The sequence below is a fragment of the Halalkalibacterium ligniniphilum genome (assembly GCF_000334155.1).
GTDB lineage: Bacteria > Bacillota > Bacilli > Bacillales > Bacillaceae_D > Halalkalibacterium > Halalkalibacterium ligniniphilum.
The window spans coordinates 37209-61637 of sequence record NZ_ANNK01000048.1; the positions used below are offsets into that span (position 1 = coordinate 37209).

The following is a 24429-nucleotide window of genomic DNA, read 5'->3' on the forward strand; positions in this document are numbered from 1 at the left end:
GTTAAACATCGACTTAAAAAGGAATAGCTAATGGTAAGGTGCATGATGATGATGACCAATACTTGTTACTGTTCCCTTCGATGACAAATGTATTGACCACAATAATCTACGTACATTTCTTTGCTGCAAAACTTGTGCTAAGATTGTGGGATGCAGAAGTTGAACTGAACTGTGAAAGAAAGGGCAAGATAAGATGATTTATTTAGATAATAGTGCGACGACTCAGCCGTATAGGGAAGTCATTGAAGCATACCAAAAGGCAGCATTCACTTATTTCGGAAATCCTTCTTCCTTACATGGGCTTGGCCTTGAGGCAGAAAAAATATTAACGTTAACTCGAGAACAAATTGCAAGGCTCGTTTTTGCCAAACCTAATGAAATTATTTACACCTCTGGAGGTACAGAAGGAAACAATTTAGCGATAAAAGGAACCGCTTTCCAGCTAAGAGGGCGTGGCAACCACCTTGTAACATCGGCAGTGGAGCATCCATCTAGCTTGGAAGCTTTTACGGAGCTTGAAAACCTTGGATTTCATGTCACGTATGTAAAGCCAAATGAACGAGGCTTGATTACCGCTGATATGATTGAAGCGGCGTTAACGGAGCAAACGACCCTTGTTTCCATTCTTCATGTAAATAATGAAACGGGCACTGTTCAGCCAATTGAAGAAATTGGAAAACGTTTGCGTCATTATAAAAAAATTCGCTTCCATATTGACCATGTGCAGGGGGCGACGAAAGTCCCGATATCGTTTCAAGATGGCTACTATGACCTTGCTACCTTTTCCGCACATAAATTTCATGGCTTAAAAGGAATGGGGTTTCTTTATAAAAAAGAAGGTGTTCTTATCACACCTCTCTTCCATGGAGGCGGGCAAGAGCAAAACGTGCGTGGAGGAACGGAGCACGTAGCTGGTGCTGTTTCAATGGCAAAAGCACTTCGCTTGTCAATTGAGCAATTTGAGCATAAGAAAACCCAGCTAATGAATCTTCGCAATAAGTTGATGGATGAACTTGAGACGATAAAAGGTGTGATCCTCAACACGGATCGTGATCATAGTGCGCCCCATATCGTCAATTTTTCTGTTCCAGGGATGAAACCAGAGGTTCTAATCCAAGCCCTTTCAGCAAAGGAAATTTACGTTTCAACGAAGTCGGCTTGTTCGTCGAAAAAAACAGAGCCTAGTCATGTATTGCTCGGAATGGGAATGGAAAAAGCTCGTGCAGAAAGTGCAATTCGTGTCAGTCTTTCCTTTCAAAATACAAAAGAAGAAGTGGAGATGCTCGTGAAAGAACTACACAAGCAAATACCTAAGCTATTGGAGGTCTTGAGATAAAAAATGCTAGTATATGATCATATTTTGGTCCGCTATGGAGAACTTGCCTTAAAAGGAAAAAACCGAACTTCCTTTGAAAAACGACTTGTACAAAATATCAAGGGAACGTTAAAAGAATTTACTCTGCTCCGCTTGCGTCGCACATTTGGTCGAATTGTGATTGAATTAAACGGTCAAGACCATATACCTGTGGTCGACAAGCTGAAGCATATTTTCGGCATTCATTCATTTAGCCTTGCTGTAAGGGTGGAAAATGACTTGGAGCAAATGAAGCAAGCAGCGCTACAGGTTATTCAAACAAACGAAAAACCTGTTCGAACATTTAAAATTCAAGCAAGGCGTGCGTATAAAGATTACCCTATTGACTCACAAAAATTAAACCATCACATTGGTGGCTACGTCCTTTCACAAACAGAATCGATTCGTGTAGATGTCCATAATCCCGATATTGAAGTAAAGGTGGAAGTTCGTGAAAGTGGGACATATATTACGTCAGGGCAATTTGAAGGAGCCGGTGGTCTACCTGTTGGCTCGAGTGGAAAAGTATTATTGATGCTTTCTGGAGGAATTGATAGTCCTGTTGCTGGTTATATGACCCTAAAGCGAGGCGCGGAGCTTGAGGTCATTCATTTTCATAGTCCCCCGTTCACCAATGAACGTGCAAAGCAAAAAGTAATTGACCTAGCAAAGACGTTAACGAAGTTTGGTGGGAATATCAAGCTTCACCTCGTCCCATTTACTGAAATTCAGCAGCAGATTCATAAAAACATTCCGACAAACTACGAAATGACGATCATGAGGCGAATGATGCTTCGTATTAGTGAAGAGCTAGCGAAGAAAACGAAGGCGCTTGCCATCGCCTCTGGAGAAAGTCTAGGTCAGGTAGCAAGCCAAACCTTGCACAGCATGCATACTATTAATGAGGTCACCAACTATCCGATCATTCGTCCACTTGTTACAATGGATAAGCTCGAAGTGATTGAATGGGCAAAAAAAATAGGCACCTATGAGATTTCAATCTTACCGTATGAGGATTGCTGTACGATTTTTTTACCAGCGGAATCAAAAACTAAGCCAAAAAGAGAGCATGCAAATAAATTTGAGCAATATATCGAGATTGAACAATTTATTCAAAAGGCAGTTGACGAAACAGAGGTGCTGACAATTGAAGGCGGCTCAAATTCAGAACAACTCGTCGAAGAGTTGCTTTAAAAATCCTGACCATGAACAGCTGAAAGAGTGACTTATAAATGAAATGTTATACTAAGCACCTTTTCTAAGATAAGGTGGTAGCTATCACAACAATTACCAGCTATCACACTGCATGTTTTCATTGCCTCCGACTCATTCTATAAGTACGGAGGAGGTGAGACAAACATGGCTAACAACAATAGCGGAAGCAGAAACCAGCTTTTAGTTCCTGGTGTACAACAAGCTCTTGATCAAATGAAATATGAAATTGCTCAAGAATTCGGTGTACAACTTGGTGCTGATGCTACATCTCGTGCGAATGGTTCAGTAGGTGGAGAAATCACAAAGCGTCTTGTTTCAATGGCTGAGCAACAAATGAGTGGTTACCAACAACAATAATTATTTATATCATGGCTTTAAAGAGAGTGGATGATTCCACTCTCTGTTTCATTTTGAAGGAAAAGCATCTATATATATACGTACATCAGCATCATAATTGAACTGGCTCGATTTTTGTCAAATTTTTTTACCAGTGTAGTTGATGAAAGAATGTTCAAAAAAATCATGTCATTCAGTATAATGGTGATAAATGTTTTTAAGGGGGAAAACGATGAGTGAAGAACGACTGCTTGCGCCAGAGTACTATAATTTGACAGCAGAAGTTGAAAAGTATGCAGAGTCCCCAAGTCGCATCGCTGTTAGGTGGATGGATGATACTGGAGAACGTCAAGATATTTTATATAGGGAATTGACTGAGCGAATGAACAAATATGCACAAGCCCTGAACAGGCAAGGTGTGTCAAAAGGGGATCGTGTGTTGTTAATATTGCCTCGTATCCCTGAAGCATACTACGCTTATTTAGCGTGTTTAAAAGCAGGTATTGTTATCATCCCTTGCTCTGATATGCTGCGTGCAAAAGATTTAAGCTATCGTATACGTCATTCTGAAGCAAAAGCTATTATTGCCTATCATACGTCGGTTGAAGAAGTGGAAAAAATTGCAGAACCAATACCCTCGTTGCAAAAAAAGTTCATTGTCGGTGGCGAAGCGGATAGTTGGCTTAACCTTAGTCATTTAGCAAAAACTGAAAACGGGTCCTATCAGGGTGTTCAAACAAAACGAGATGAGATGGCATTTCTTCCTTACACATCAGGAACGACTGGGAATCCTAAAGCTGTGGTTCATACGCATGGCTGGGCGTTTGCCCATCTTCAAACAGCGACGAAGCAATGGTTGGGTGTAAAAGAGGGCGATCTTGTCTGGGCGACAGCCGCTCCAGGCTGGCAAAAGTGGATTTGGAGCCCTTTTCTTTCAACAATTGGAGTAGGGGCAACCGCATTTGTTTATAACGGAAAGTTTGACCCAAATCAATACTTATCAATCTTAGAAAAAGAAAAGATTCACGTTCTATGTTGTACACCAACAGAATATCGTTTAATGGCGAAGGTGGACAATATTACCTCTTACTCTCTACCACATTTGCGAAGCACTGTATCAGCTGGAGAGCCTCTAAACCGTCAAGTCATTGAAACGTTTCGGAACGCATTTAATGTGGAGGTACGAGATGGATATGGTCAAACGGAAAATACATTACTTATCGGAACAACAATTGGGATGGAGTTAAGGCCTGGCTCCATGGGGAAACCGACACCTGGAAATGATGTTGTGATTCTTGGTGATGCGGGGCAAATCCTTCCACCAGGCAAAGTGGGCGACATTGCGATCCATAAAAACGCACCATCGTTATTCCGAGAATATTATAAAGATCCTGAGCGAACGGCAATGGCCTACCGTGGGGACTATTATATTACTGGCGATCAAGCGAAAATGGATGAGGATGGGTATTTTTGGTTCGAAGGACGGAGTGATGATATTATTATTAGCTCAGGCTATACAATCGGTCCATTTGAAGTTGAAGATGCTCTAACTAAGCATGCAGCTGTAAAGGAATGTGCGGTAGTGGGTAGCCCTGATGAAGTTCGAGGTCTGATCGTGAAAGCGTTTGTTGTCTTAAAAAATCCTGAGGATGGGAATGAAGACCTTATTCAAACATTGCAGGAGCATGTAAAAGAAATCACAGCTCCTTATAAGTATCCACGTGAAGTTGAGTTTGTTGATGCATTACCGAAGACAACTTCTGGAAAAATCCGTCGAGTCGAGCTTCGACAGCTAGAAAGAAAGCGAAAGGCTTAGCATAGAAACATTGTTCACGTGGTTGAGAAGCCACATCTTCATAAAGGGAATATTGCTACCTTTATACCTAATAAACAAGAAGGAGAATCCCTATTCTCCTTCTTGTTTATTTTTACGATTGTTTGCAGCAGCATCGATTTTTTGGCACGATGATAGAAGCAATATAAAAAGTGCAATCAGAGAGGGAGAGTGAAAATGGGTACGCTTTGGTGGAATGGGCGTTTTTTTACAATGGAAAAAGAGTCAGCGTCCGTTGAAGCTGTTTATGTAGAAAATGGTCACATTATCGATACAGGCTCAGCCGGAGCTTTACGAAAAAGGTATCACAATCGAATCGTTGAGGAACAGAATGTACATGAAGCCTTTGTTTATCCTGGCTTTGTTGATAGTCATCTTCATATGATCGGACATGGTGAGAAACTGATCCGGCTAGATTTATCGACAGTAACCTCTTCACAGTCGATGAAAGAAAAGCTAATGGAAGAAGCAAAAAAAGTGGCAACAGGTGAATGGATCTTTGCAGAAGGATGGAATGAAAATTATTTTCCAGATCGAAAAATCTTTCATCGGAGAGAGTTAGATGAGATTTCAAATACGAAGCCAATGCTCTTATCGAGAGTTTGCCGTCACGCTGTTCTTGTTAACAGTGAAGCGTTAAAACGGGCGGGAATTACAAAAGAAACGGAAGACCCTCCAGGCGGGATTATCGTTCGTGATACGAATGGAGAGCCCACTGGTTATTTGCTCGATGCCGCTCAAGAGCTTGTGAAACAAGCTGTTCCTCCTGTTTCCAATACTTATGTAAAACGAGCCCTCATGACAGCCGTTGCAGATATGCACAAACGGGGTTTAGTCGGTGGACATACAGAGGATTTAAGCTACTATAACGGGTTCACATCAACCTTTCAAGCGTTTCAGAGTGTGATTGATGGAAAGAAGTGCAAGTTTCGAGCTCATTTACTCGTTCACCATGAAGCCTTGGACGAAATGCATGCAAAAGGGTATCACTCAGGATCGGTAAGCCCATTTCTTGAATTCGGAGCGATGAAAATCTTTGCTGATGGGGCGCTTGGTGCACGAACCGCATTACTCAGTCACCCATACAATGATGCCCCAGAGACATCAGGTGTAGCGATCCATTCTTCCACTGAATTAGCACAGCTTGTTGATAAAGCGAGGAAGATGAAGATGGCGGTCGCCATTCATACGATTGGAGACAAGGCCCTTGAAATGGCGTTGGATGCGATCGAGGCACATCCTCTTACCCATGGAAGAGATAGGCTTATCCATGTTCAAGTGGCACGACCTGATTTAATTGAACGAATGAAAAAATTACCGGTGATTTTAGATCTGCAGCCGCGCTTTGTTGTATCTGATTTTCCGTGGGTCGAGGAGCGTTTAGGTTCTGAGCGGCTCCGATACGCATTTGCGTGGCGAACGCTTTTAGAGGCAGGGATCTATTGTGCAGGGGGCTCCGATGCACCGATAGAACCTGTTGATCCGTTACTAGGGATTCACGCTGCCATAACGAGAAAAAAACCAGTAGAAACAGAACACCCAGGGTATCTTTCTGAGCAAAAGCTTTCGCCATTTGAAGCAATTAAGCTATATACAGCTGGCAGTGCTTATGCGATTGAAAAAGAGTCGAGTCGAGGAAAAATTATGCCAGGATACGTAGCGGACTTTACCATCCTTGATACGAACCTTTTTACATGTGAACCAGATGAAATTATACATGCAAAGGTATTAAAAACAGTTGTGGATAATTCAGTGATGTATGAACAAAAGGCGTAAAATCGATGCTATGTGTAAAAAGAAGCCTCTGTGCTTGTCCCTGTTGTGACATGGTTTCTCATGACCTGACAGATTTCGTATGGTATGATTGCTTTTGATGAGGTGAGTTACCAAAAACCTGTATGAAAGGCTGGATCTTCCCACATGGATGAAACCGAATTCGTCAGGTAATGTTGGCCACCCTTTCATTGAAGGTGGCGTGAGCTTCATTGCTTCATCCATTTTACCTGAAGCTCCGTCCCCTTTTCACAGAAGGTATGAAAAAGAGGAGTGAAAGTATGAGTCGAAAACGCTGGCTTGCGCTTATTGCAGCAGCAATGCTACTTGTAGCTTCCATCGCTGTCAATTCATTTGCGACGATCGCTTTTTCCGATGGAGATCTGTTTTTTGGAAACGACCAGTTTAGTCAACGTGTGATTGAAGAAGGAAGTGACATCAGCGGGACGATTGTTGTTCTCGATGTGAATGGCGTCATCCAAGATACAGGAGGAGCTACTGGATTTTTTGATGCAGGTGGCTATAATCACCGAGCATTCCTTGAGCAGCTTGATCAAGCAGCAAATGATGCAAGTGTGCAAGGAATTATTTTAAATGTGAACACACCAGGTGGGGGAGTTGTTGAGAGCGCTGAAATTCATCAAAAAATCCTCGCCATTCAAGAGGCAAATCATAAACCGATTTATGTGTCTATGGGGAATATGGCGGCCTCCGGTGGATATTATATTGCTGCACCAGCAGATAAAATTATTGCAAACCCACAAACCATCACTGGCTCGATTGGGGTAATCATGGAATCAATCAATGTGGCAGAGCTAGCCGAAAATTATGGTGTACAAGTGAACACAATCAAGAGTGGACCCTATAAAGACATCATGTCACCAACAAGAGAAATGACGGAGGAGGAACGCGACATTTTGCAATCCATCATTGATGAGTCCTATGATGAATTTGTTCGTGTGATTGAAGAAGGTCGAGGCTTATCCGAAGAAAGGGTTCGTCAACTTGCAGACGGGCGTATCTACACTGGTTCGCAAGCTCAAGAAGTTGGGCTTGTTGATGAGCTTGGGAGTTTAGAAAACGCAATTCAACTCATGAAAGAAGAACTGGGAGCGGATTATTCGGTCATCCAGCTAGAATCTCAGACCGGCTTTTATGATATCTTTTCCATGACCGTTCAGCGACTGCTGGGACCAAGTCATGAATTGCTCGGAATCGAGCAGCTGTTAACCCATCGGAACTCTCCCACTCTTAAATATTTATATACAGAGTGAAAGGAGGACAAACAACTATGACGAATGTTGAGCGACAGACTGTACCAGGACGACCACGCACAATTGGGAAGAAGCAACGGCGATCTTTTTCAAAGCTTGACCGGAAATCGACAGTAACCGCTCCCCCTCCTGTAACCGAACGAAAAGAGCTTAGGTATGCAGGGTTTTGGATGCGTCTCTGGGCCTTTCTTCTTGATATGGTCGTGATTTTTAGTATAAATGGATTACTTGTATATCCTCTGTTTCGAGGGTTGGATCTCCAATTTACGGTTGTAGGGTTTTCTGGAGAAGTTGTTTTAGCCGGAATGATCGGATATGTTTATTATCTAATCATGACAAAGCAATACGGACAAACAGTAGGAAAAATGGTGTTTGGATTAAAGGTCGTAAATAAGCATGGTGAAAAGCTTACATGGATGGAGGCGCTTTTCCGAGAAGGGGTCGGTCGCTTCCTTCACCATGTGTTCTTCCTTTTCTATCTTCTTTATTTGGTTGTTGCATTTACTGGAAAAAAACAAGGGATTCATGACTTCATCGCCGATACGTATGTCATACACGAAGCGTGACTTAGAAAACCTGCTCTCTTTGGATGAGCAGGTTTATTTTTCCTTCATTTGAGAACACTATGCAATAAATGGATACTTCAAGAAAATAGGTGTAATCATATGAATACTATTCTCTTTTATGTTCTCATTCTTTTTTTATTTCTTCTACTTTTCCTTGCTATTACGAAAATTACCGTACGCATTCAGTATTGTCATACCGCAGATGATGACTTGCTTGAAGTAAAGGTTAGCGCCTGGAAGTACCTCAAATATACATTTTCTGCCCCATTAATAAAAATTGATGAAAACTCACCAACCCTTGTGGTAGAGAAAGAAAAACATTTAGGAAATAAGGATGACAAAAAACGGGTTCAGCTATCTGTAAAAGAGATTCTCCATAACATTCAATTATTTCAAGACTTTTTGCAGCACGTGATTGGTTTCTATCGAATTCTCCGTTGGCTTCTTAAGCGGATACATTTGAAAAAACTAGAATGGTCCAGTCACCTAGGTCTTGGTGATGCAGCTCAAACGGGAATGCTTTTAAGCATGGTGTGGACCCTTAAAGGAATGGTTGCTGGTCTTTTTGGGAACTACATGCGGATGCATTCCATGCCGAAGCTATCGATCACTCCCCATTATCAAGAGCTTATATCTGAGACTCGATTTTCGTGCATGTTCTCCTTTCGACTGGGGTATGCTATAGGCGCGAGTATTTTGGTCGTCAAGCATTGGAAGGGTCGGCCGTCTTTTCGTACTTTTCAAAAAGAAAAAAATGTAACAAGTTAAGACATTAGCACGGTTAGTGCAAGATTTAAAGGAGGAGTCAGCATGTCAGAGCATCCAATCCAAGGACTAATGAAGACAGCGATGGAGAATTTAAAGGAAATGGTCGATGTGAACACCATTGTCGGTGATCCTGTTGAAACACCAGACGGTAGCGTCATCATGCCGGTTTCGAAAGTTGGCTTTGGTTTTGCAGCCGGTGGTAGTGAATTCATGGTAGAGCACAAGCATAGTCATGATGGCCAGGATGAACACAAGCATCCGTTTGGTGGAGGGAGTGGTGGTGGCGTGTCAATTACACCGATTGCCTTTCTCATTGTGAATAGTCATGGGGTGAAAATGGTTCATATTGACGGAAGCACCCATCTTTACGAAAAATTAATGGATTTTGCTCCTCAAGTAATGGAAAAAATTCAGCAAATGCTCGGAAACGAAACAACATCGACGTCAACGACATCCACAATGTCTACAAATCAATTTAATCCACCGCAACAGCCACCAATTTAAAAAAATAAGCTGAGAATGGGAGTGTGTATCCCATTCTTTTTCTGAGGAAAAGGGGACGGAGCTTCAGTTCAAGCTGATGAAACGATGAAGCCCTTCCGCTCACCCCCTCTTCATTGAAAAATTGCTCAGCGTTACTTAACGGACTTGTTTCCATCCAAGTGGAAAGAGCGAGCCGCTCGTACTGGTTTGTACAAAAGAAAATCCTCGGAAACATGTGGTAGTAGTTGAAAAGCTTGGTCAATGTCGTTAAGATGACTATAGAAAGACCTTTTTTAATTAGAGGAGGAATATTGATGGCAACGATTACATTCAAAGGAAATCCAGTAACATTGCTAGGAAAAGAAGTAAAAGTAGGGGATAAGGCACCTGATTTTAAGGTTCTTGCAAACGACTTATCAGAAGTGACACTGAATGATACGAAAGGACGTGTCCGTCTTATCAGTGTTGTTCCTTCGATTGATACAGGTGTATGCGATGCCCAAACTCGTCGTTTTAATGAAGAAGCAGCGAATCTTGGGGATGTAGCTGTTTTAACAATTAGTGTCGATCTTCCGTTTGCCCAAAAGCGTTGGTGTGCAGCAGCAGGGATTGAGCAAGTTCAAACACTGTCTGATCATCGTGATCTATCATTTGGACAAGCATACGGCGTTGCCATTGAGGAGCTACGCTTACTTGCACGTGCAGTATTTGTTGTGAATTCTAATGACGAAGTTACGTATGTTGAGTACGTATCGGAAGCAACGAACCATCCTGATTATGAGGCGGCGATTGAAGCTGCAAAAGCAGCAAACTAATCGTACATACCTCACTGTTTTTACAGTGGGGTTTTTTGATCTTATTTTTTAGTAGAGGAAAAGATACCGAAGAGTCGCTTTCTCAAAATTATAAAGACGATCTTACCATGTGTATCAAGGTGGGATGGATAAACGGCTCAAAAGATTTGTGAGTTCATTGCTTTTCAAATATGCCAGGTTTGGGTACAATGGCTAAATGGATGGAAGATGAACGGAGGACGATTTTATATGATTGCACAAACGGATGTTGAAACTCTCTATATGGCTCTTGATGAAGGAGCAAGCATCCTTGAAAATGAGTTAGAGATTCCTTATCTTGATGCTCTTGCAGAAATGGGGGAATCACTATTTCGTGAAAAGGTTATCCAGTCAGTGAACGAAACGACATTGGCGATCTTACAAAAAAAAATAGCCACCGTTTCCTTGGATGATATGGCACCTGAAGCAGTGAGAAAAGCCTTTCAGCTTGCAGTTTTAAAAGGAATGAAAGGGGCGATCCAACCGAATCATGCCCTGACACCAGATGCTGTCTGTGTATTCATTAGCTATCTTGTGAACAAAGTAACGGCCAAGAAAAAAGAAGGGTTTTCCGTCCTTGATTTAGCAGTTGGTTCAGGAAACTTACTAACAGCGATTGTAAACCAAGCCTTACAACCAGTAAAAGGATATGGTTTTGAAGCAGATGAAACATTACTAAAGCTAGCTTTTGTCAGTGCCAATTTGCAACAGCAGGAGATTGAATTGTTTCACAAAGACAGTGTGCGACCTTTTTCATTCGTACCTGTCGATGTCATTGTCTCAGACTTACCGATCGGTTACTATCCGAATGACGATGTTGCAGAACCATTCGAACTAAAAGCGGAAAAAGGACATTCTTATGTCCATCATCTTTTAATTGAACAAGGAGTCAAACGGGCAAAGGAAGGTGGCTTCCTCCTATTTATGGTACCGAACTTTTTATTTGAAAGTGATCAAGCAGAACAGCTTCATCAATATTTAAAAAAACATACGGTGATTCATGGTCTGCTTCAGCTGCCGTTATCAATGTTCAAGGCAGCCAAACAAGGGAAGAGCATTCTGATGCTTCAAAAAAAGGGACCAGAGGTAAGACAGCCACAGCAGGCGCTTTTAGCTGAACTTCCTTCTTTTTCGAAAAAAGAAGCGTTAGCCGACATGCTCCAGCAAATTGATCGATGGTTTGAGGAGCAATTAGGCATTTCGTAAAAAGCGGTGAGTCATTCACTGCTTTTTTTTTTAGATAGGAAAGTACATTTCTTTCAAAGCTGACTAGCTCTGGCATCCATCGGCTCGGGGTGCTTCAACTCCTCAAACGAAAGCAAAAATTGATTTCAAGTCAGAGCTCCAGCGCTTATCACGGCTGAACAAAGGGGTTTGCGTTTTTTATATATACAAAATAACTTGTTCAACCACCGGAAAGAATAAATAATAATTGAAGCGTATTCATTTCCGAAAATAATGAATTCAGGAGATTTTAAGACGAAAATGGCGAATTAACTTGAAAACGTGACGTCTTGGTGCTTAAATGAGTAAAGGATTACCGCCACATTAGTTAGAGGTAGATAAAAGGAGCTGTCGGATAGAATGGCAAAAATAATGGCAATAAATGCTGGAAGCTCATCATTGAAATTTCAGCTTTTGAACATGCCTGCAGAAACTGTTATTACTAAGGGAATTGTAGAGAGAATTGGTCTAGGGGACAGTATTTTTACGATCGAAGTGAATGGTGAAAAGCAAAAGGATACGTTTGATATTCCAAATCACGCGTCTGCAGTAAAAACATTGCTGGACAAGCTAACAAATTTAGGAATTATCCAATCACTAGATGAAATTGAGGGAATTGGACACCGTGTTGTTCACGGAGGCGAGAAGTTTAACGATTCGGTTCTAATTACAGACGAAGTGCTTAAAGGAATCGAAGAAGTTTCTGAACTTGCGCCTTTGCATAATCCAGCAAACATTGTTGGGATTAAAGCGTTTCAAGAGGTGTTACCGAATGTACCAGCTGTAGCTGTTTTTGACACAGCATTTCATCAAACGATGCCAGAAAAATCATTTCTTTACAGCTTGCCGTATGAATACTATGAAAAATATGGTATTCGTAAATATGGCTTCCATGGTACATCTCATAAGTATGTGTCAGAGCGTGCCGCCGAGCTTCTTGGTCGCCCAATTGAAGACCTCCGCTTGCTTTCATGTCATCTCGGAAATGGAGCAAGTATTGCGGCCATCTCAGGTGGGAAATCCATTGATACATCCATGGGATTCACGCCATTAGCAGGTGTGACAATGGGAACTCGTTCAGGGAATATTGATCCGGCCCTTATCCCATATATTATGGAAAAAACAGGACAAACGGCGAATGAAGTGATAGAGGTGCTTAATAAGAAAAGTGGACTTCTTGGCGTTTCAGGGTTTTCGAGTGACTTGCGTGATATTGAAGAAGAGGCGAAAGCTGGAAACGAGCGTGCGGAGCTTGCTCTTGAAGTGTTCACTTCTCGTATTCATAAATACATTGGTTCTTATGCAGCACGAATGAGTGGAGTGGATGCGATTATTTTCACAGCAGGAATTGGTGAAAATAGTGACGTTATCAGGGAAAGAGTACTTCGCGGGCTTGAATTTATGGGTGTCTATTGGGATCCAGCTTTAAATAAAGTTCGTGGGAAAGAGGCATTTATTAGCTACCCTCATTCTCCAGTTAAAGTCATGATTATCCCGACAAATGAAGAAGTGATGATCGCAAGAGATACGGTGAGACTTTCTCAATAATTGCATAGATGAACCCTCTAGAAAGTATTTTTCATAGAGGGTTTTTTTCTGTGAAAAGACGCTCATATCCCTTCATTGAAATGGTGGGGACAGTATGACCTGACGAACTTGTTTTTTGCTATGCGGAAAGAGCGAACCCCTCATGCAGGTTTCTATGAATACGGAACAAAGCTTCTCAATATGACGAAGCAGTATTATTTTTCTGTGCATTTTTTACGATACGCACAAATCAAATGTTCTAAGAAGTGAAATCATTTTGATTTTACTGCTTCTTTTTCATAAAATGGAGAGAGACGAAACGGGGGATTATGAGTGACTCGATTTCAAGAACGAATAGAAGGAGAACGAATCGTCAATTTTTTTCTCATTCGCGATCGTGAAATTAAGACGGCAACGAACGGAAAAGAATATGCTAATTTTACACTTGAGCGTGATTTAGACTTCATTCCGGCCCGGCTTTGGGATATTAATGAGGAACAAAAAGTGGTGCTACAAAGGCGCGCTGTTGTGAAAGTGGATGGGCTAATCACTTCCTATCGCAATCAAAAGCAACTTAATATTCAGCGCATTCGTCTGGCAACAGATGAGGATGAGGTAAACATTACCGAGCTCCTTTCAAAGCCTGGGCTGTCGCGAGAGGAATTATGGCATGAATTACGGCTCCTCATTGACGAAATACAATCTCCAGTCCTTTCAACCCTTGTAAAAAAGGTGCTTAGTGATAAAAAAATTAGAGACAAGGTGACGACGATTCCAGCAGCAAAACTTTGGCATCATACCTACTATGCTGGTTTGCTTGAGCATATTGTTCACCTGTGTCAAAGTATCATGCAGCTTATTCCTCTCTATCCACATATTAACCAGGACTGTGTGTTGACCACAGCGATTCTTCATGAAATTGGAAAGGCCGAAGCGTTAGAAGATCCGATTGCCCCTGATTACACAACGAAAGGCGAACTGATGGGTCATATCGTCTTAGGGATTGAAATGATCAACCAAGCTGCTTACGAGGCAGGGATTCCAAGGGACAACGAAGAACTTATAGCCGTTAAGCATTGTATTTTAAGTCAGTACGGAGAAAGTGAAGCCGCAATCAACCAAGGGTTTATTGTGAATAAGACAGCCGAAGCTGTGTTTTTCCATCATTTAAATCAGTTAAATGAGAAGCTAAATGGACTTCAAATCATTCATGACGGCTCGACTGAACCTTGGGTATACTCCTCTATGTTTAAACGAAAAATGTATAAAAAACAGACTACAAATGAACATAGCCATAGAAAAAGCGAGGGTTTTAATGATGAAGATGGCAAAGCAAGATGAACGCTTATGGACAGAAATTGAAATGTGGGAGGAGCGATTTTTTGACCACGAGGCCACCGATTTAGAGCGAACCTACCAACGGTGGCTTGAACAGACATTTGCTGCACTAGGAGAGACGACACAGCAAACAGTGCTTGAAAAAATAGACACGGTTATGTTCCATATGCTTGCAGCGATGCAAAATAGCCGTTCAATTGAAGAATTGAGCAGACGAATTCTTAATCATGGAAAAGTGTTTGACGTTCAAATTGAAACGCTGAATGATATGAAAAATCTGCGGATTGAACAGCTTCATTTTATTGCTGAACAGCAAATGGCAAAGCAACGCCTCCTTTCTTTCGGACAAGGAGGACTTACAGGAATGGGCGGGGCTTTTTTGTTAGCAGTTGATGTTCCGAGTATGGTAGCGATTAATTTACGCTCCATTCAACAGCTTGCCCTTACCTATGGATATGAACTAAAGCAGCCATACGAAATGATGCTTATTTTAAAATTATTTCATGTAGCAACCGTTCCAAAAGCGTATCAAGCCGACAATTGGGATAAGCTGATTGAAGGTGTAAAGGGTGAGAATGTTGACGACCCGTTTTATTATGGAAGCAGCGAGGTCATTTTTGAACGAGAATGGGTTCAACAGCTTCTTCGTCAAATTGCAAAAGGATTTGTGATTTCCATGCTACGCAAAAAAATGATTCAAGGTGTTCCTTTAGTTGGAATGGTATTTGGGGCTCGGATGAACTATCAATTTTCTCAGCAAGTCATTAATATTGCTCATCGCTTCTATCAAAAACGCCATTTACTTGAAAAATATGCATAGCCAAAAGAGCCTGTATGAAGATTGATTCTTTCATACAGGCTCTATACATAAGAAGACGGAATCGTTGCTAGCTGTTAAGAATGGGTCGGTTCGGCTGAGGTTGCTTGGTTGATGCGAAACCAGATCCAAAGGTCATTTATAACCGAGGCAAGCTCTGAAATCTTGCTGTTTAACATACAAGAGCGCTCAAAATCCTCCTCTTCATATAATCGACGTTGATGCTCATTAATTTGTTTTTCCACATCCTGGACTCTATCAGGAATTTGACCACGAATTTGCTCCCATTCAAACAAAATCTTTTCCTGAATATGTGGTTCATACAGCTCCCACTCATTATGCAGGTTCGGCAATGAGATGCCGAGGCGTTCATCAAAGATAAAATCATAGCTCATTGACATCCCCTCCTTCCTTTATTTTAGCGAAAAATTTGCAAGATTTGAAGAAAAAAAACGCTGAAATTTTTAAAAAAGCACTTGTCAAAATCAAAAATCGTTGGTAAAGTAATGAATATTAATAAAACATGTTGTCAGTTTTATTCAGGGGAACTTTCCTCTTTTTGTTTGTAAATCAATGTATAAAAATGATTAAATAAGAATGAATATTCACTGGAGGGAGACGTTATGGGAAATAAAAAAGTTGTTTTAGCGTACTCTGGAGGTCTTGATACGTCTGTAGCGATTAAATGGCTAAGCGATAAAGGATATGATGTTATTGCTGTAGGATTAGATGTTGGAGAAGGTAAGGACCTTGATTTCGTTAAAGAAAAAGCGTTAAAAGTAGGAGCTATTCAATCTTATACAATTGATGCAAAGAAGGAATATGCAGAGGAATTCGTTCTTCCTGCATTACAGGCTCATGCGCTTTATGAGCAAAAGTATCCGCTTGTTTCTGCGCTTTCACGCCCGCTTATTTCGAAAAAACTAGTAGAAATTGCAGAACAAACAGGAGCAGAAGCTGTTGCCCATGGATGTACAGGAAAAGGTAACGACCAAGTTCGTTTTGAAGTATCCATTCAAGCTTTAAATCCTGATTTGGAAGTACTTGCACCAGTCCGTGAATGGGCATGGTCACGTGATGAAGAAATTGAATATGCAAAGCAAAACAATATTCCAATTCCGGTTGACCTAGATAACCCATATTCTGTTGACCAAAACCTTTGGGGCAGAAGCAATGAGTGTGGAATTCTCGAGGATCCGTGGGCTACACCGCCTGAGGGTGCGTATGAGCTAACAGCAGCAATCGAGGATACACCAGATGAAGCTGAAATCGTTGAAATCGGGTTTGAAAAAGGGGTTCCTGTAACACTTAATGGCGAAGCATACCAACTTGATGAGTTGATTATGACGTTGAATAAAGTAGCGGGTAAGCATGGTGTTGGTCGAATTGACCATGTTGAAAACCGTCTTGTCGGGATCAAATCTCGTGAAGTATATGAATGTCCTGGAGCAATGACATTGATTAAAGCTCATAAAGAATTAGAGGATTTAACGTTAACAAAAGAAGTTGCTCATTTTAAACCAGTGATTGAGAAAAAATTAACAGAGCTTATTTATGAAGGACTATGGTTTTCACCACTTCAACCTGCTCTGCAAGCCTTTTTAAAGGAAACACAAGCGTCAGTTACTGGTGTCGTACGTGTAAAATTGTTCAAAGGCCATGCAATTGTTGAAGGGCGTAAATCTGAGTATTCTCTATACAACGAAAAGCTTGCTACGTATACTCCTGACGATGAGTTCGATCATAGTGCAGCAGTTGGCTTTATTTCACTATGGGGCTTACCAACAAAAGTTCACAGCATGGTGAACAAACAGAAGAAGGAGGTAACATCGTGACAAAGCTGTGGGGAGGCCGCTTTTCAAAAACAGCAGAAGAATGGGTGGATGCCTTTGGGGCCTCAATAGGCTTTGACCAGCAATTGGTAGAAGAAGACATCGAAGGAAGTCTTGCGCACGTCACGATGCTTGGAAAAACAGGTGTACTAGCACCTGAAGAAGTAGAAAGCATTAAAAAAGGTCTGAACACTTTACTTGAAAAAGCAAAAAAGGGTGAGCTTGAATACAATGTTGCGAATGAGGACATTCATCTAAACATTGAGAAATTCCTCATTGATGAAATTGGACCAGTCGGTGGTAAGCTTCATACAGGACGAAGCCGAAACGACCAAGTCGCAACAGATATGCACCTGTATTTACGGAAGCAGACGCAGGAAATCATGGCCCTTGTCAAAAAGGTTCAAGGAGCTCTTGTTGCCCAAGCAAGTGAGCATGTGGAAACATTAATTCCAGGCTATACTCATTTGCAACGGGCTCAGCCCATTTCATTTGCCCATCACTTATTGGCGTATTTTTGGATGCTTGAGCGTGACTATGAACGCTATCAAGATAGCTTAAAGCGGATTAATGTATTGCCGCTTGGAGCTGGTGCTCTTGCAGGGACGACGTTTCCCATTGATCGGGCCTATACAGCAGAGCTGCTCGGCTTTGATGGAATCTATGAAAATAGCCTAGATGCTGTTAGTGACCGTGATTTTATTGTTGAGTTCCTTAGTGCTTCTTCTTTGCTGATGATGCATTTATCACGTCTTTGTGAGGAATTTATTCTATGGTCCTCACAGGAGTTTCAATTTATTGAAATTGATGATGCCTTTGCAACGGGAAGTAGCATTATGCCTCAAAAGAAAAATCCTGATATGGCAGAATTGATTCGCGGGAAAACAGGCCGGGTGTACGGAAGTTTGTTCTCTCTATTAACAACCTTGAAGGGCCTTCCTCTTGCGTATAATAAGGACATGCAAGAGGATAAAGAAGGAATGTTTGATGCGGTGACTACCGTGAAAGGCTCTCTTGCCATATTTGCTGGTATGATCGAGACGATGACGGTCAAGACGGAAACGATGAACAAAGCCGTTCATCAAGACTTCTCGAATGCAACTGAGCTAGCTGATTATTTAGCAACAAAAGGGATGCCGTTTCGGCAAGCACACGAAGTTGTTGGAAAGCTGGTCCTTGTCTGTATTCAAAAAGGGATTTACCTGCTTGATTTATCAATGGACGATTTCAAACAGGCTTCTGACTTATTTGAGGAAGATATTTTTGAAATTCTTCAGCCGAAGACCGTTGTTGCACGGAGAAAAAGTGCCGGTGGGACAGGCTTTTCTGAGGTGCTAAAAGCTTTGGAAAAAGCAAAAGGACTTTTGAAAGAAAAAAAGTAAAGATAAAAAAACAGCGGACCTATTAATCGGGTTCGCTGTTTCTTTATCCTGTGTTACTCAATTACGGACAATCATCACGTCACATTTAGCATTGCGCGTGATCGCTTCAGAGACGCTTCCGATTAATAACCGTTCAACCGTATTCAAGCCAGTCGCCCCTGTTATAATTAAATCAATGGAATAGCGCTCAGCAATCTCCTTTGGAATTTTTATCTTTGGACTGCCAAAGTCAAGGATCGTTCGTACGTCTCTAATCCCTGCTTCAATTGCTTGTTGTTGGTAGGATGTTAGAAGATTTTTCCCGTGCTTTTCTGCATCTCCTACGACGGTTCGATCATACTGCTCGACAGTTGCAAACGTTCGTGTGTCGATCAGGTGACAGATAAAAAGCGTAGCATCGAATTGCTTTGCAAAATCAATTGCTTTTTTTAATGCTCGCTTTGCTTCGTTTGAACCATCAACAGCCACTAAAATCTGCTTATACCCGATTGTCATCATCATTCACCCCTGAGCCTATCCTATTTATTAAGTTTCTCTTTCCCCTCGTTCGACAAAATGAAACCGTTTTCCTGCTTATAATCCCATTCTATTCAACAAATACTAAGAATGTGTGAAAAGAAAGGGGTGAATGCTATGAAAAATGACAACCAGACAGGGATTGTTTTTGAGCAAGAAGGTGAAATGTCCGTCCATGAACAAGTGATGGACTCCTATCGAGAAGGAACAATAGAGAATAAGCTTCAAGAAGAGGACATAAAGCGACAGCAAAAGGCACCCGAAAAAAAGTAGCACGCTTCTTCATAATTTTTTGATGAAATTTAGAAAGGGTCTAATCACGCAAGAACATCGCAGCTTGTCTCGCTTACTAGCGCATTTGTTCTAAGGATTAGACTCTTTTTCTCTAAATAAGGTGTTCATTTTGTTTTTCACTGTCATACAATTATTTTTTTACTATTTCATTCAAAAATAGTATGATCAAGTGTAAAAGGATAAGTACAGAGAATTGAGGAGGGGCTCACATGCGTCATGCGTTAGTGACAGCTGGTACGAAGGGGCTTGGGGTGCGAGTAACAGAGGCATTACTTGAAAAAGGATACTCGGTATCTGTAAGCTATCGCAGTGACCCTGAAGCAGTTGAACGGTTAAAAAACAAATGGGCTGACAACTTACATAGAATTCAGTTTGTTCGGGTGGATGTAACGAAGAAGGAAGACATTTTTCATTTTATTGATCAAGCGTTTGAGCGTTTTGGACGTATTGACATCCTCGTGAATAACGCTGGACCTTATGTGTTTGAACGGAAAAAATTATTTGATTATGAAGAAGATGAATGGCTGCAGATGATTGAGGGCAACCTCCATGCCGTATACTATATGCTGAAAAAAGTGTTGCCAATCATGCGAAAGCAAAAGTTTGGACGTATTATAACGTATGGTTTTCAAGGTGCCGCAGATGCACCAGCTTGGATTTACCGCTCTGCCTATGCTGCAGCGAAGGTTGGTCTTGTTTCGTTGATGAAAACGGTCGCAGTGGAGGAAGCTGAATACGGGATTACAGCCAATATGGTTTGTCCTGGCAACATTTTAGGTGAAATGAAAGAAGCATCCATTGCCGAGGCGCGTGAAAAAAAGGATGACAAAACGCCTGTCGGACGTTCTGGAACGGGTGAAGATATTGCTCGTACCGTGCTTTTTCTATGTGATGATAATGCTGATATGGTAACGGGAACGGTTGTTGAGGTCACAGGGGGAGTGGATGTTATCCATCGCTACCGTTAGGATGTATAGTGATCCATTTTTTTACACACCTTATAGCAGAGGTGATTAAGATGAAAAAATGGGTAGCTATCTTCGCAGTATGCTTTCTCGTTTTTCAGCTATCAACAGTCTATGTGTACGCATCGGAGTTGATGGATAAGTTCTCAGTACGGATAACAGTGGAAGCTGAAAATACGATTTATGAGTGGGAATATGATAGTCCGAACCGTTATGAATATGAAAAAGGTGAAACCGTGCTGAAGGATGAGAGAGCGAAAGCGGAAGTGATTAATCTTGTGCGCATGATTGGACTTGGGGAACAGGCAAAGGTTGAGGAAATGGTCAATCGATTGAAAAAAGACCGTTTCCCATCAATGGAACGCTTTGAAGCACGATTTATCAATGAAGAAGGAAAATTGTTTACTTGGGTTTGGAAGGCGGACCATGCCTCTTGATAGGGAGGCATGGTCTCTTTGACTTAGGAAACAATGGTAAGCTCTTTTGGATATTGGGTTAGGCATTCATAGCCTGATTTTGTTAAAAGAACATCATCTTCGATTCGAACCCCACCAATGCTTGGCACATAAATACCTGGTTCAATTGTAAACGTCATGCCTTCCTCAAGCAGCTCTTTGTTGGTTTTATTGAGGGAAGGAAGCTCGTGGACATCAATCCCAAGGCCATGACCGATACGATGAGGGTACGCACCGTAGCCAGCGTTTGTTATGACGTTCCGGGCAGCACGATCAAGGGCACCAATTTCTGTTCCAGGTTGGCAAAGAGAGAGCGCAGTTTGCTGTGCTTGCAATACGGTATTGTAGATTCGTGACTGTTCTTCTGAAATATCACCGTAAGCAATTGTACGAGTAATATCAGAACAGTATCCCTCAAGAACAACACCTAAGTCAAAGAGAATGAAATCGCCCTTCTTTATTTCTCGTGATCCTGGCTTTCCATGAGGATGGGCCGATTGCTCCCCGCTTAAAACAAGTGTGCTAAACGACATATCACGAACACCTTTCCGCTTTAGCTCAAACTCAATAAGAGCAACAAGCTCCATTTCTGTGCGCCCTGCTTGTACCCCGTAGATACCCACTTCAACACCAAAGTCAGCCAATTTTGCCGCTTCTCGTAAAATTTCCACTTCCTTCGCTGATTTCTTTTTACGTAATCCCATACAAACCTCTTCACAATCAGTAAACTGAAGAAGAGGGAATCGTTTCGTTAATGCTTCACTTCGTCCATAGGAAAGACTGGATTTTTCGATGGCACATTTTTGCGTGGCTACTTCCCGCTTTTGAATCGCAGCGGTAACAAGCTGCCAAGGGTCTTCACTATCAGAATAGCCTAGAATTTCGCCGCACCAACCACTTTCTTTGGCAAGGGAAACCTCCATATTTGGGCATATGAGGCAGGGATCTTCCTCTGGAAAAGCCAAAAGTGCCACTAGCCGTTCATGTGGCTCACAGTAAAAGTTCGTGAAATAAAAAAGGTTCGCTTTCTCTTGAATGAACGTAAATGAAACATCGTTTTGTTTCATCCATTCGCTTAATTGCGCTAATCTTGTTGTCAACGCGATCATCCTTTCACAAATTGTTATTATGTCCTTATCGTATCATTCTCCCTTAAAGAAAAGTGATAAAATCATGAATCGCTTGATTTTACAATGGATTTTTGAGCAGGAATTTTTGCAATTGTCTCGTAGTTTTATAAGATAAGGTATATCAACATAAAGGAGCTGAGCGATTGTGAAGGTACGTTACCATGGTCATTCTGTTGTAATGATTGAAACAAATGGAAAGAACATTATTATTGACCCGTTCATTACAGGGAATGGAACAACGGATCTTACAGCAGAGGATGTAAAGGTCGATGTCATTTTATTAACACATGGTCATAACGACCATGTAGGAGATACGGTTAGCATTGCAAAACGGAACGATGCCCTAGTTGTCGCTCCTTTTGAACTGGCGACATATTTAGGCTGGCAGGGAGTGAAGGTTCACCCGATGCATATCGGAGGAGCCTATGAGTTTGAATTTGGAAAAGTGAAGCTTACCCAAGCATTTCATGGTTCCTCCTATATGGATGAAGAGAACAAAACGATTGTTTATACAGGAATGCCAAGCGGAATTTTGTTCACAGCAGAAGGAAAAACGATTTATCATGCAGGAGATACGGCTCTTTTCTCAGATATGAAGTTAATTGGAGAACGTAATAGTATTGACGTAGCATTTTTACCAATTGGCGACAATTTTACAATGGGGCCAGAGGATGCTGCGCTTGCAGCAGAGTGGCTACAAGCGAAAACAGTCGTTCCGATTCACTACAATACGTTTCCAGTCATTGAACAGGACCCAGAAGCATTTGTTAACTCCCTTTCAGGAAAAAAAGGAAAAATGCTTCCAGTTGGTCAATCGATCGAGCTCTAAACGATCATTAGCTAAAGTAAAGGCTGCTTTGGACAAAACGAACGTGTATGATTGAACATGCGAACAATGCACAACCTTAGCGAAGTATATTTCCGAAGCGGACACACAGGTTCCTTTATATGTGAAAAAAGATACGTTTGTAGGGTAGAAGCGGACTGTGGGTTCGCTATTTGTAGAAAAGATGGCTCATTGACAGTCGTGGCGACTAAAATAAGCGCTCCTGAGGTTCGGTTGGCTTAATAAAAAGGGGTTTTTTCGCAACTAGAGGATGATATGTCCATTAAAAAAAGCAAATCTCTAATGGGGAATTCAAACGATGAGACGTTCGATCCTGACTCAACCTATGAGCGATGATACTTTCAAAAAAAAACAGTAGGGACTGAATTCTTTTCAAGGTATCTGGCGGGAGTGAGAATAACCCAGAAAAACAACAATGTATGCATAATTTGTTCTTTTTCCTTATGAAAAACATACACTGTACGAATCGGACAATCTTTCGTACAGGAGGAATGATGGATGAGGCAACGTTATACGGTTAGTCTATTAGCAGCGATCGCTTTGCTTTTTTTTGCTATACCTCGACTGCCATTGCATGAAGAAGGATTAGGTTTTGTGTTTGCTTTCATGTGGCTTGCTTTTGCGTTTTTCGTCATTAGTGGGAATTTGCTTGGACTGTTATATAAATCGGAGAATACAAAAGGGAAAACTGTTCCTTTAATACGATTAAAAAAAACCAAAAGAAGAATGAGGCACTATGTAAGATAAGCTTGAAGAGCCCCTCCATCACTCGTATAATAGAACTAATACAGCTTGTAAAAATTAACTGTACAGGTTGATGAAAGAGTGGTGGCGAATTTGGCAACGAAGCATGAACAAATCTTACAGTATATTACGAATTTAGACATCGGAAATAAAATTTCTGTTCGTCAAATTGCCAAAGCCTTACAAGTCAGTGAAGGTACGGCCTATCGTGCGATTAAGGAAGCAGAAAGCCAAGGGTTAGTCAGTACGATCGAACGGGTCGGTACAATACGAATTGAAAAAAAGAAAAAAGAAAATATTGAAAAGCTGACATTTGCTGAGGTCGTCAACATTGTAGATGGACAAGTTCTTGGTGGCCGTCAAGGACTGCATAAAACATTAAATAAGTTTGTGATTGGAGCCATGAAGCTTGATGCGATGATGCGATACGTTGAAGCGGGAAATCTATTAATTGTTGGAAATCGTTATCAAGGTCACAAGCTTGCCCTTGAGGCGGGAGCAGCTGTTCTCATAACCGGTGGGTTTGATACGAGTGAGGAAGTGATTAAGCTAGCCGATGAATTGGAGCTACCGATTATTTCAACAAGCTATGATACATTTACTGTTGCTACGATGATAAACCGAGCCATTTACGACCAGTTAATCAAAAAGGAAATTGTCTTAGTCGATGATATATTGATTCCTCTTCAAGATACGTATTATATGACAACAGCCAATCAAGTTGACAAATGGCATGAATTGAATCAAAAAACGGGACATAGCCGCTATCCAGTCATTGATGAGCATATGAGAATTCAAGGGATGGTAGCTGCGAAGGATGTTCTCGGTGCAAATAGACAGACGCCGATTGAGAAAGTGATGACGAAAAATCCGATAACGGTCAGCGAGCGAACCTCTGTCGCTGCAGTGGCTCATGTCATGG

At 41.5% G+C, this 24429-nt stretch carries 25 protein-coding genes; 22 read left to right on the top strand and 3 right to left on the bottom strand.

The annotated features are described in order from the left end of the window. Positions 1-193 precede the first annotated feature (193 nt). The 14 genes from BLT_RS0104235 to BLT_RS0104300 all read left to right on the top strand — a co-directional run bounded on the left by BLT_RS0104235 (position 194) and on the right by BLT_RS0104300 (position 15345). Positions 194-1336: a cysteine desulfurase family protein gene (locus BLT_RS0104235; RefSeq protein ID WP_017726566.1), complete on the top strand. Its 1143-nt coding sequence runs from the start codon at positions 194-196 to the stop codon at positions 1334-1336. Positions 1337-1339: 3 nt separating this feature from the next. After that, on the top strand, positions 1340-2548 hold the full coding sequence (thiI, locus tag BLT_RS0104240; RefSeq protein ID WP_017726567.1) for a tRNA uracil 4-sulfurtransferase ThiI: 1209 nt from the start codon (positions 1340-1342) through the stop codon (positions 2546-2548). A 165-nt stretch (positions 2549-2713) separates the two neighbouring features. Continuing rightward, on the top strand, positions 2714-2926 hold the full coding sequence (locus tag BLT_RS0104245; protein WP_017726568.1) for an alpha/beta-type small acid-soluble spore protein: 213 nt from the start codon (positions 2714-2716) through the stop codon (positions 2924-2926). 211 nt (positions 2927-3137) lie between these two features. Next, a complete protein-coding gene (gene mbcS / locus BLT_RS0104250; protein WP_017726569.1) occupies positions 3138-4721 on the top strand; it encodes an acyl-CoA synthetase MbcS in 1584 nt (527 codons plus the stop codon). A 195-nt stretch (positions 4722-4916) separates the two neighbouring features. Further along, on the top strand, positions 4917-6515 hold the full coding sequence (locus BLT_RS0104255; protein ID WP_017726570.1) for an amidohydrolase: 1599 nt from the start codon (positions 4917-4919) through the stop codon (positions 6513-6515). Between the two features lie 278 nt (positions 6516-6793). After that, positions 6794-7786 carry a signal peptide peptidase SppA gene (sppA, locus tag BLT_RS0104260; protein WP_017726571.1) on the top strand — a complete coding sequence of 331 codons (993 nt, stop codon included), beginning with the start codon at positions 6794-6796 and terminating at the stop codon, positions 7784-7786. A 17-nt stretch (positions 7787-7803) separates the two neighbouring features. Then, positions 7804-8352: an RDD family protein gene (locus tag BLT_RS21390; protein WP_017726572.1), complete on the top strand. Its 549-nt coding sequence runs from the start codon at positions 7804-7806 to the stop codon at positions 8350-8352. Positions 8353-8451: 99 nt separating this feature from the next. Beyond that, positions 8452-9120, top strand: coding sequence for a DUF2953 domain-containing protein (locus BLT_RS0104270; RefSeq protein WP_017726573.1), 669 nt, complete (start codon positions 8452-8454; stop codon positions 9118-9120). 42 nt (positions 9121-9162) lie between these two features. Continuing rightward, the gene (ytfJ, locus tag BLT_RS0104275) at positions 9163-9624 is read left to right on the top strand and encodes a GerW family sporulation protein (protein ID WP_017726574.1); all 462 of its coding nucleotides are present in this window, start codon (positions 9163-9165) and stop codon (positions 9622-9624) included. Between the two features lie 293 nt (positions 9625-9917). Next, positions 9918-10418 (top strand): thiol peroxidase, encoded by a 501-nt coding sequence (gene tpx / locus BLT_RS0104280; RefSeq protein WP_017726575.1) that lies wholly within the window; start codon positions 9918-9920, stop codon positions 10416-10418. 228 nt (positions 10419-10646) lie between these two features. Then, entirely contained in the window at positions 10647-11642 is a 996-nt protein-coding gene (locus BLT_RS0104285; RefSeq protein WP_017726576.1) for a class I SAM-dependent methyltransferase, read from the top strand. Positions 11643-12020: 378 nt separating this feature from the next. After that, complete coding sequence (locus BLT_RS0104290; RefSeq protein WP_017726577.1) at positions 12021-13208, top strand: acetate kinase; 1188 nt, start codon at positions 12021-12023, stop codon at positions 13206-13208. Between the two features lie 312 nt (positions 13209-13520). Then, complete coding sequence (locus BLT_RS0104295) at positions 13521-14528, top strand: 3'-5' exoribonuclease YhaM family protein (RefSeq protein WP_017726578.1); 1008 nt, start codon at positions 13521-13523, stop codon at positions 14526-14528. Next, positions 14503-15345, top strand: coding sequence for an EcsC family protein (locus BLT_RS0104300; RefSeq protein ID WP_236611065.1), 843 nt, complete (start codon positions 14503-14505; stop codon positions 15343-15345). The genes BLT_RS0104295 and BLT_RS0104300 overlap by 26 nt, the downstream gene beginning before the upstream one ends. Positions 15346-15419: 74 nt before the next feature. On the opposite strand, the gene BLT_RS0104305 is transcribed toward BLT_RS0104300, so the two are convergent. Beyond that, positions 15420-15737: a hypothetical protein gene (locus tag BLT_RS0104305; RefSeq protein ID WP_017726580.1), complete on the bottom strand. Its 318-nt coding sequence runs from the start codon at positions 15735-15737 to the stop codon at positions 15420-15422. A 228-nt stretch (positions 15738-15965) separates the two neighbouring features. Here BLT_RS0104305 and BLT_RS0104310 point away from each other — a divergent pair, with 228 nt between their 5' ends. Next, on the top strand, positions 15966-17177 hold the full coding sequence (locus tag BLT_RS0104310; protein ID WP_017726581.1) for an argininosuccinate synthase: 1212 nt from the start codon (positions 15966-15968) through the stop codon (positions 17175-17177). Next, positions 17174-18556 (top strand): argininosuccinate lyase, encoded by a 1383-nt coding sequence (gene argH, locus BLT_RS0104315; RefSeq protein ID WP_017726582.1) that lies wholly within the window; start codon positions 17174-17176, stop codon positions 18554-18556. Before BLT_RS0104310 ends, argH begins: the two co-directional genes overlap by 4 nt. A gap of 57 nt (positions 18557-18613) precedes the next feature. On the opposite strand, the gene BLT_RS0104320 is transcribed toward argH, so the two are convergent. After that, positions 18614-19051 (bottom strand): universal stress protein, encoded by a 438-nt coding sequence (locus BLT_RS0104320; protein ID WP_017726583.1) that lies wholly within the window; start codon positions 19049-19051, stop codon positions 18614-18616. Between the two features lie 138 nt (positions 19052-19189). On the opposite strand from BLT_RS0104320, the gene BLT_RS23600 reads away from it, so the two are divergent. The 3 genes from BLT_RS23600 to BLT_RS0104335 all read left to right on the top strand — a co-directional run bounded on the left by BLT_RS23600 (position 19190) and on the right by BLT_RS0104335 (position 20768). Further along, entirely contained in the window at positions 19190-19345 is a 156-nt protein-coding gene (locus BLT_RS23600; protein WP_017726584.1) for a DUF4025 domain-containing protein, read from the top strand. Between the two features lie 230 nt (positions 19346-19575). Then, positions 19576-20334 (top strand): SDR family oxidoreductase, encoded by a 759-nt coding sequence (locus tag BLT_RS0104330; RefSeq protein WP_017726585.1) that lies wholly within the window; start codon positions 19576-19578, stop codon positions 20332-20334. 50 nt (positions 20335-20384) lie between these two features. Continuing rightward, a complete protein-coding gene (locus BLT_RS0104335; protein ID WP_017726586.1) occupies positions 20385-20768 on the top strand; it encodes a hypothetical protein in 384 nt (127 codons plus the stop codon). 23 nt (positions 20769-20791) lie between these two features. Here the strand turns inward: BLT_RS0104335 and BLT_RS0104340 are convergent, their stop codons facing one another. Beyond that, positions 20792-21886, bottom strand: a complete 1095-nt coding sequence (locus BLT_RS0104340; protein WP_017726587.1) for a M24 family metallopeptidase — start codon at positions 21884-21886, stop codon at positions 20792-20794. 175 nt (positions 21887-22061) lie between these two features. Here BLT_RS0104340 and BLT_RS0104345 point away from each other — a divergent pair, with 175 nt between their 5' ends. From BLT_RS0104345 to BLT_RS0104355, 3 genes are all read left to right on the top strand, one after another. Next, entirely contained in the window at positions 22062-22745 is a 684-nt protein-coding gene (locus BLT_RS0104345; RefSeq protein WP_017726588.1) for a metal-dependent hydrolase, read from the top strand. Between the two features lie 516 nt (positions 22746-23261). Further along, positions 23262-23510 (top strand): hypothetical protein, encoded by a 249-nt coding sequence (locus tag BLT_RS0104350; protein ID WP_017726589.1) that lies wholly within the window; start codon positions 23262-23264, stop codon positions 23508-23510. Positions 23511-23600: 90 nt separating this feature from the next. Then, positions 23601-24429, top strand: an 829-nt coding sequence (locus BLT_RS0104355; protein ID WP_026104984.1) for a DRTGG domain-containing protein, incomplete at its 3' end; no start/stop codon positions are given.

What these genes read in the sequence shown, in the direction of transcription:
- BLT_RS0104300 (WP_236611065.1), top strand. Translation starts at nt 14,503, where the DNA reads ATGATGAAGATGGCAAAGCAAGATGAACGCTTATGGACAGAAATTGAA.
- BLT_RS0104330 (WP_017726585.1), top strand. Translation starts at nt 19,576, where the DNA reads ATGCGTCATGCGTTAGTGACAGCTGGTACGAAGGGGCTTGGGGTGCGA.
- tpx (WP_017726575.1), top strand. Translation starts at nt 9,918, where the DNA reads ATGGCAACGATTACATTCAAAGGAAATCCAGTAACATTGCTAGGAAAA.
- BLT_RS0104245 (WP_017726568.1), top strand. Translation starts at nt 2,714, where the DNA reads ATGGCTAACAACAATAGCGGAAGCAGAAACCAGCTTTTAGTTCCTGGT.
- BLT_RS0104255 (WP_017726570.1), top strand. Translation starts at nt 4,917, where the DNA reads ATGGGTACGCTTTGGTGGAATGGGCGTTTTTTTACAATGGAAAAAGAG.
- BLT_RS0104310 (WP_017726581.1), top strand. Translation starts at nt 15,966, where the DNA reads ATGGGAAATAAAAAAGTTGTTTTAGCGTACTCTGGAGGTCTTGATACG.
- BLT_RS0104285 (WP_017726576.1), top strand. Translation starts at nt 10,647, where the DNA reads ATGATTGCACAAACGGATGTTGAAACTCTCTATATGGCTCTTGATGAA.
- ytfJ (WP_017726574.1), top strand. Translation starts at nt 9,163, where the DNA reads ATGTCAGAGCATCCAATCCAAGGACTAATGAAGACAGCGATGGAGAAT.
- BLT_RS0104335 (WP_017726586.1), top strand. Translation starts at nt 20,385, where the DNA reads ATGAAAAAATGGGTAGCTATCTTCGCAGTATGCTTTCTCGTTTTTCAG.
- BLT_RS21390 (WP_017726572.1), top strand. Translation starts at nt 7,804, where the DNA reads ATGACGAATGTTGAGCGACAGACTGTACCAGGACGACCACGCACAATT.
- mbcS (WP_017726569.1), top strand. Translation starts at nt 3,138, where the DNA reads ATGAGTGAAGAACGACTGCTTGCGCCAGAGTACTATAATTTGACAGCA.
- BLT_RS0104270 (WP_017726573.1), top strand. Translation starts at nt 8,452, where the DNA reads ATGAATACTATTCTCTTTTATGTTCTCATTCTTTTTTTATTTCTTCTA.
- BLT_RS0104320 (WP_017726583.1), bottom strand. Translation starts at nt 19,051, where the DNA reads ATGACAATCGGGTATAAGCAGATTTTAGTGGCTGTTGATGGTTCAAAC.
- BLT_RS0104350 (WP_017726589.1), top strand. Translation starts at nt 23,262, where the DNA reads ATGAGGCAACGTTATACGGTTAGTCTATTAGCAGCGATCGCTTTGCTT.
- BLT_RS0104305 (WP_017726580.1), bottom strand. Translation starts at nt 15,737, where the DNA reads ATGAGCTATGATTTTATCTTTGATGAACGCCTCGGCATCTCATTGCCG.
- BLT_RS23600 (WP_017726584.1), top strand. Translation starts at nt 19,190, where the DNA reads ATGAAAAATGACAACCAGACAGGGATTGTTTTTGAGCAAGAAGGTGAA.
- sppA (WP_017726571.1), top strand. Translation starts at nt 6,794, where the DNA reads ATGAGTCGAAAACGCTGGCTTGCGCTTATTGCAGCAGCAATGCTACTT.
- BLT_RS0104290 (WP_017726577.1), top strand. Translation starts at nt 12,021, where the DNA reads ATGGCAAAAATAATGGCAATAAATGCTGGAAGCTCATCATTGAAATTT.
- BLT_RS0104235 (WP_017726566.1), top strand. Translation starts at nt 194, where the DNA reads ATGATTTATTTAGATAATAGTGCGACGACTCAGCCGTATAGGGAAGTC.
- thiI (WP_017726567.1), top strand. Translation starts at nt 1,340, where the DNA reads ATGCTAGTATATGATCATATTTTGGTCCGCTATGGAGAACTTGCCTTA.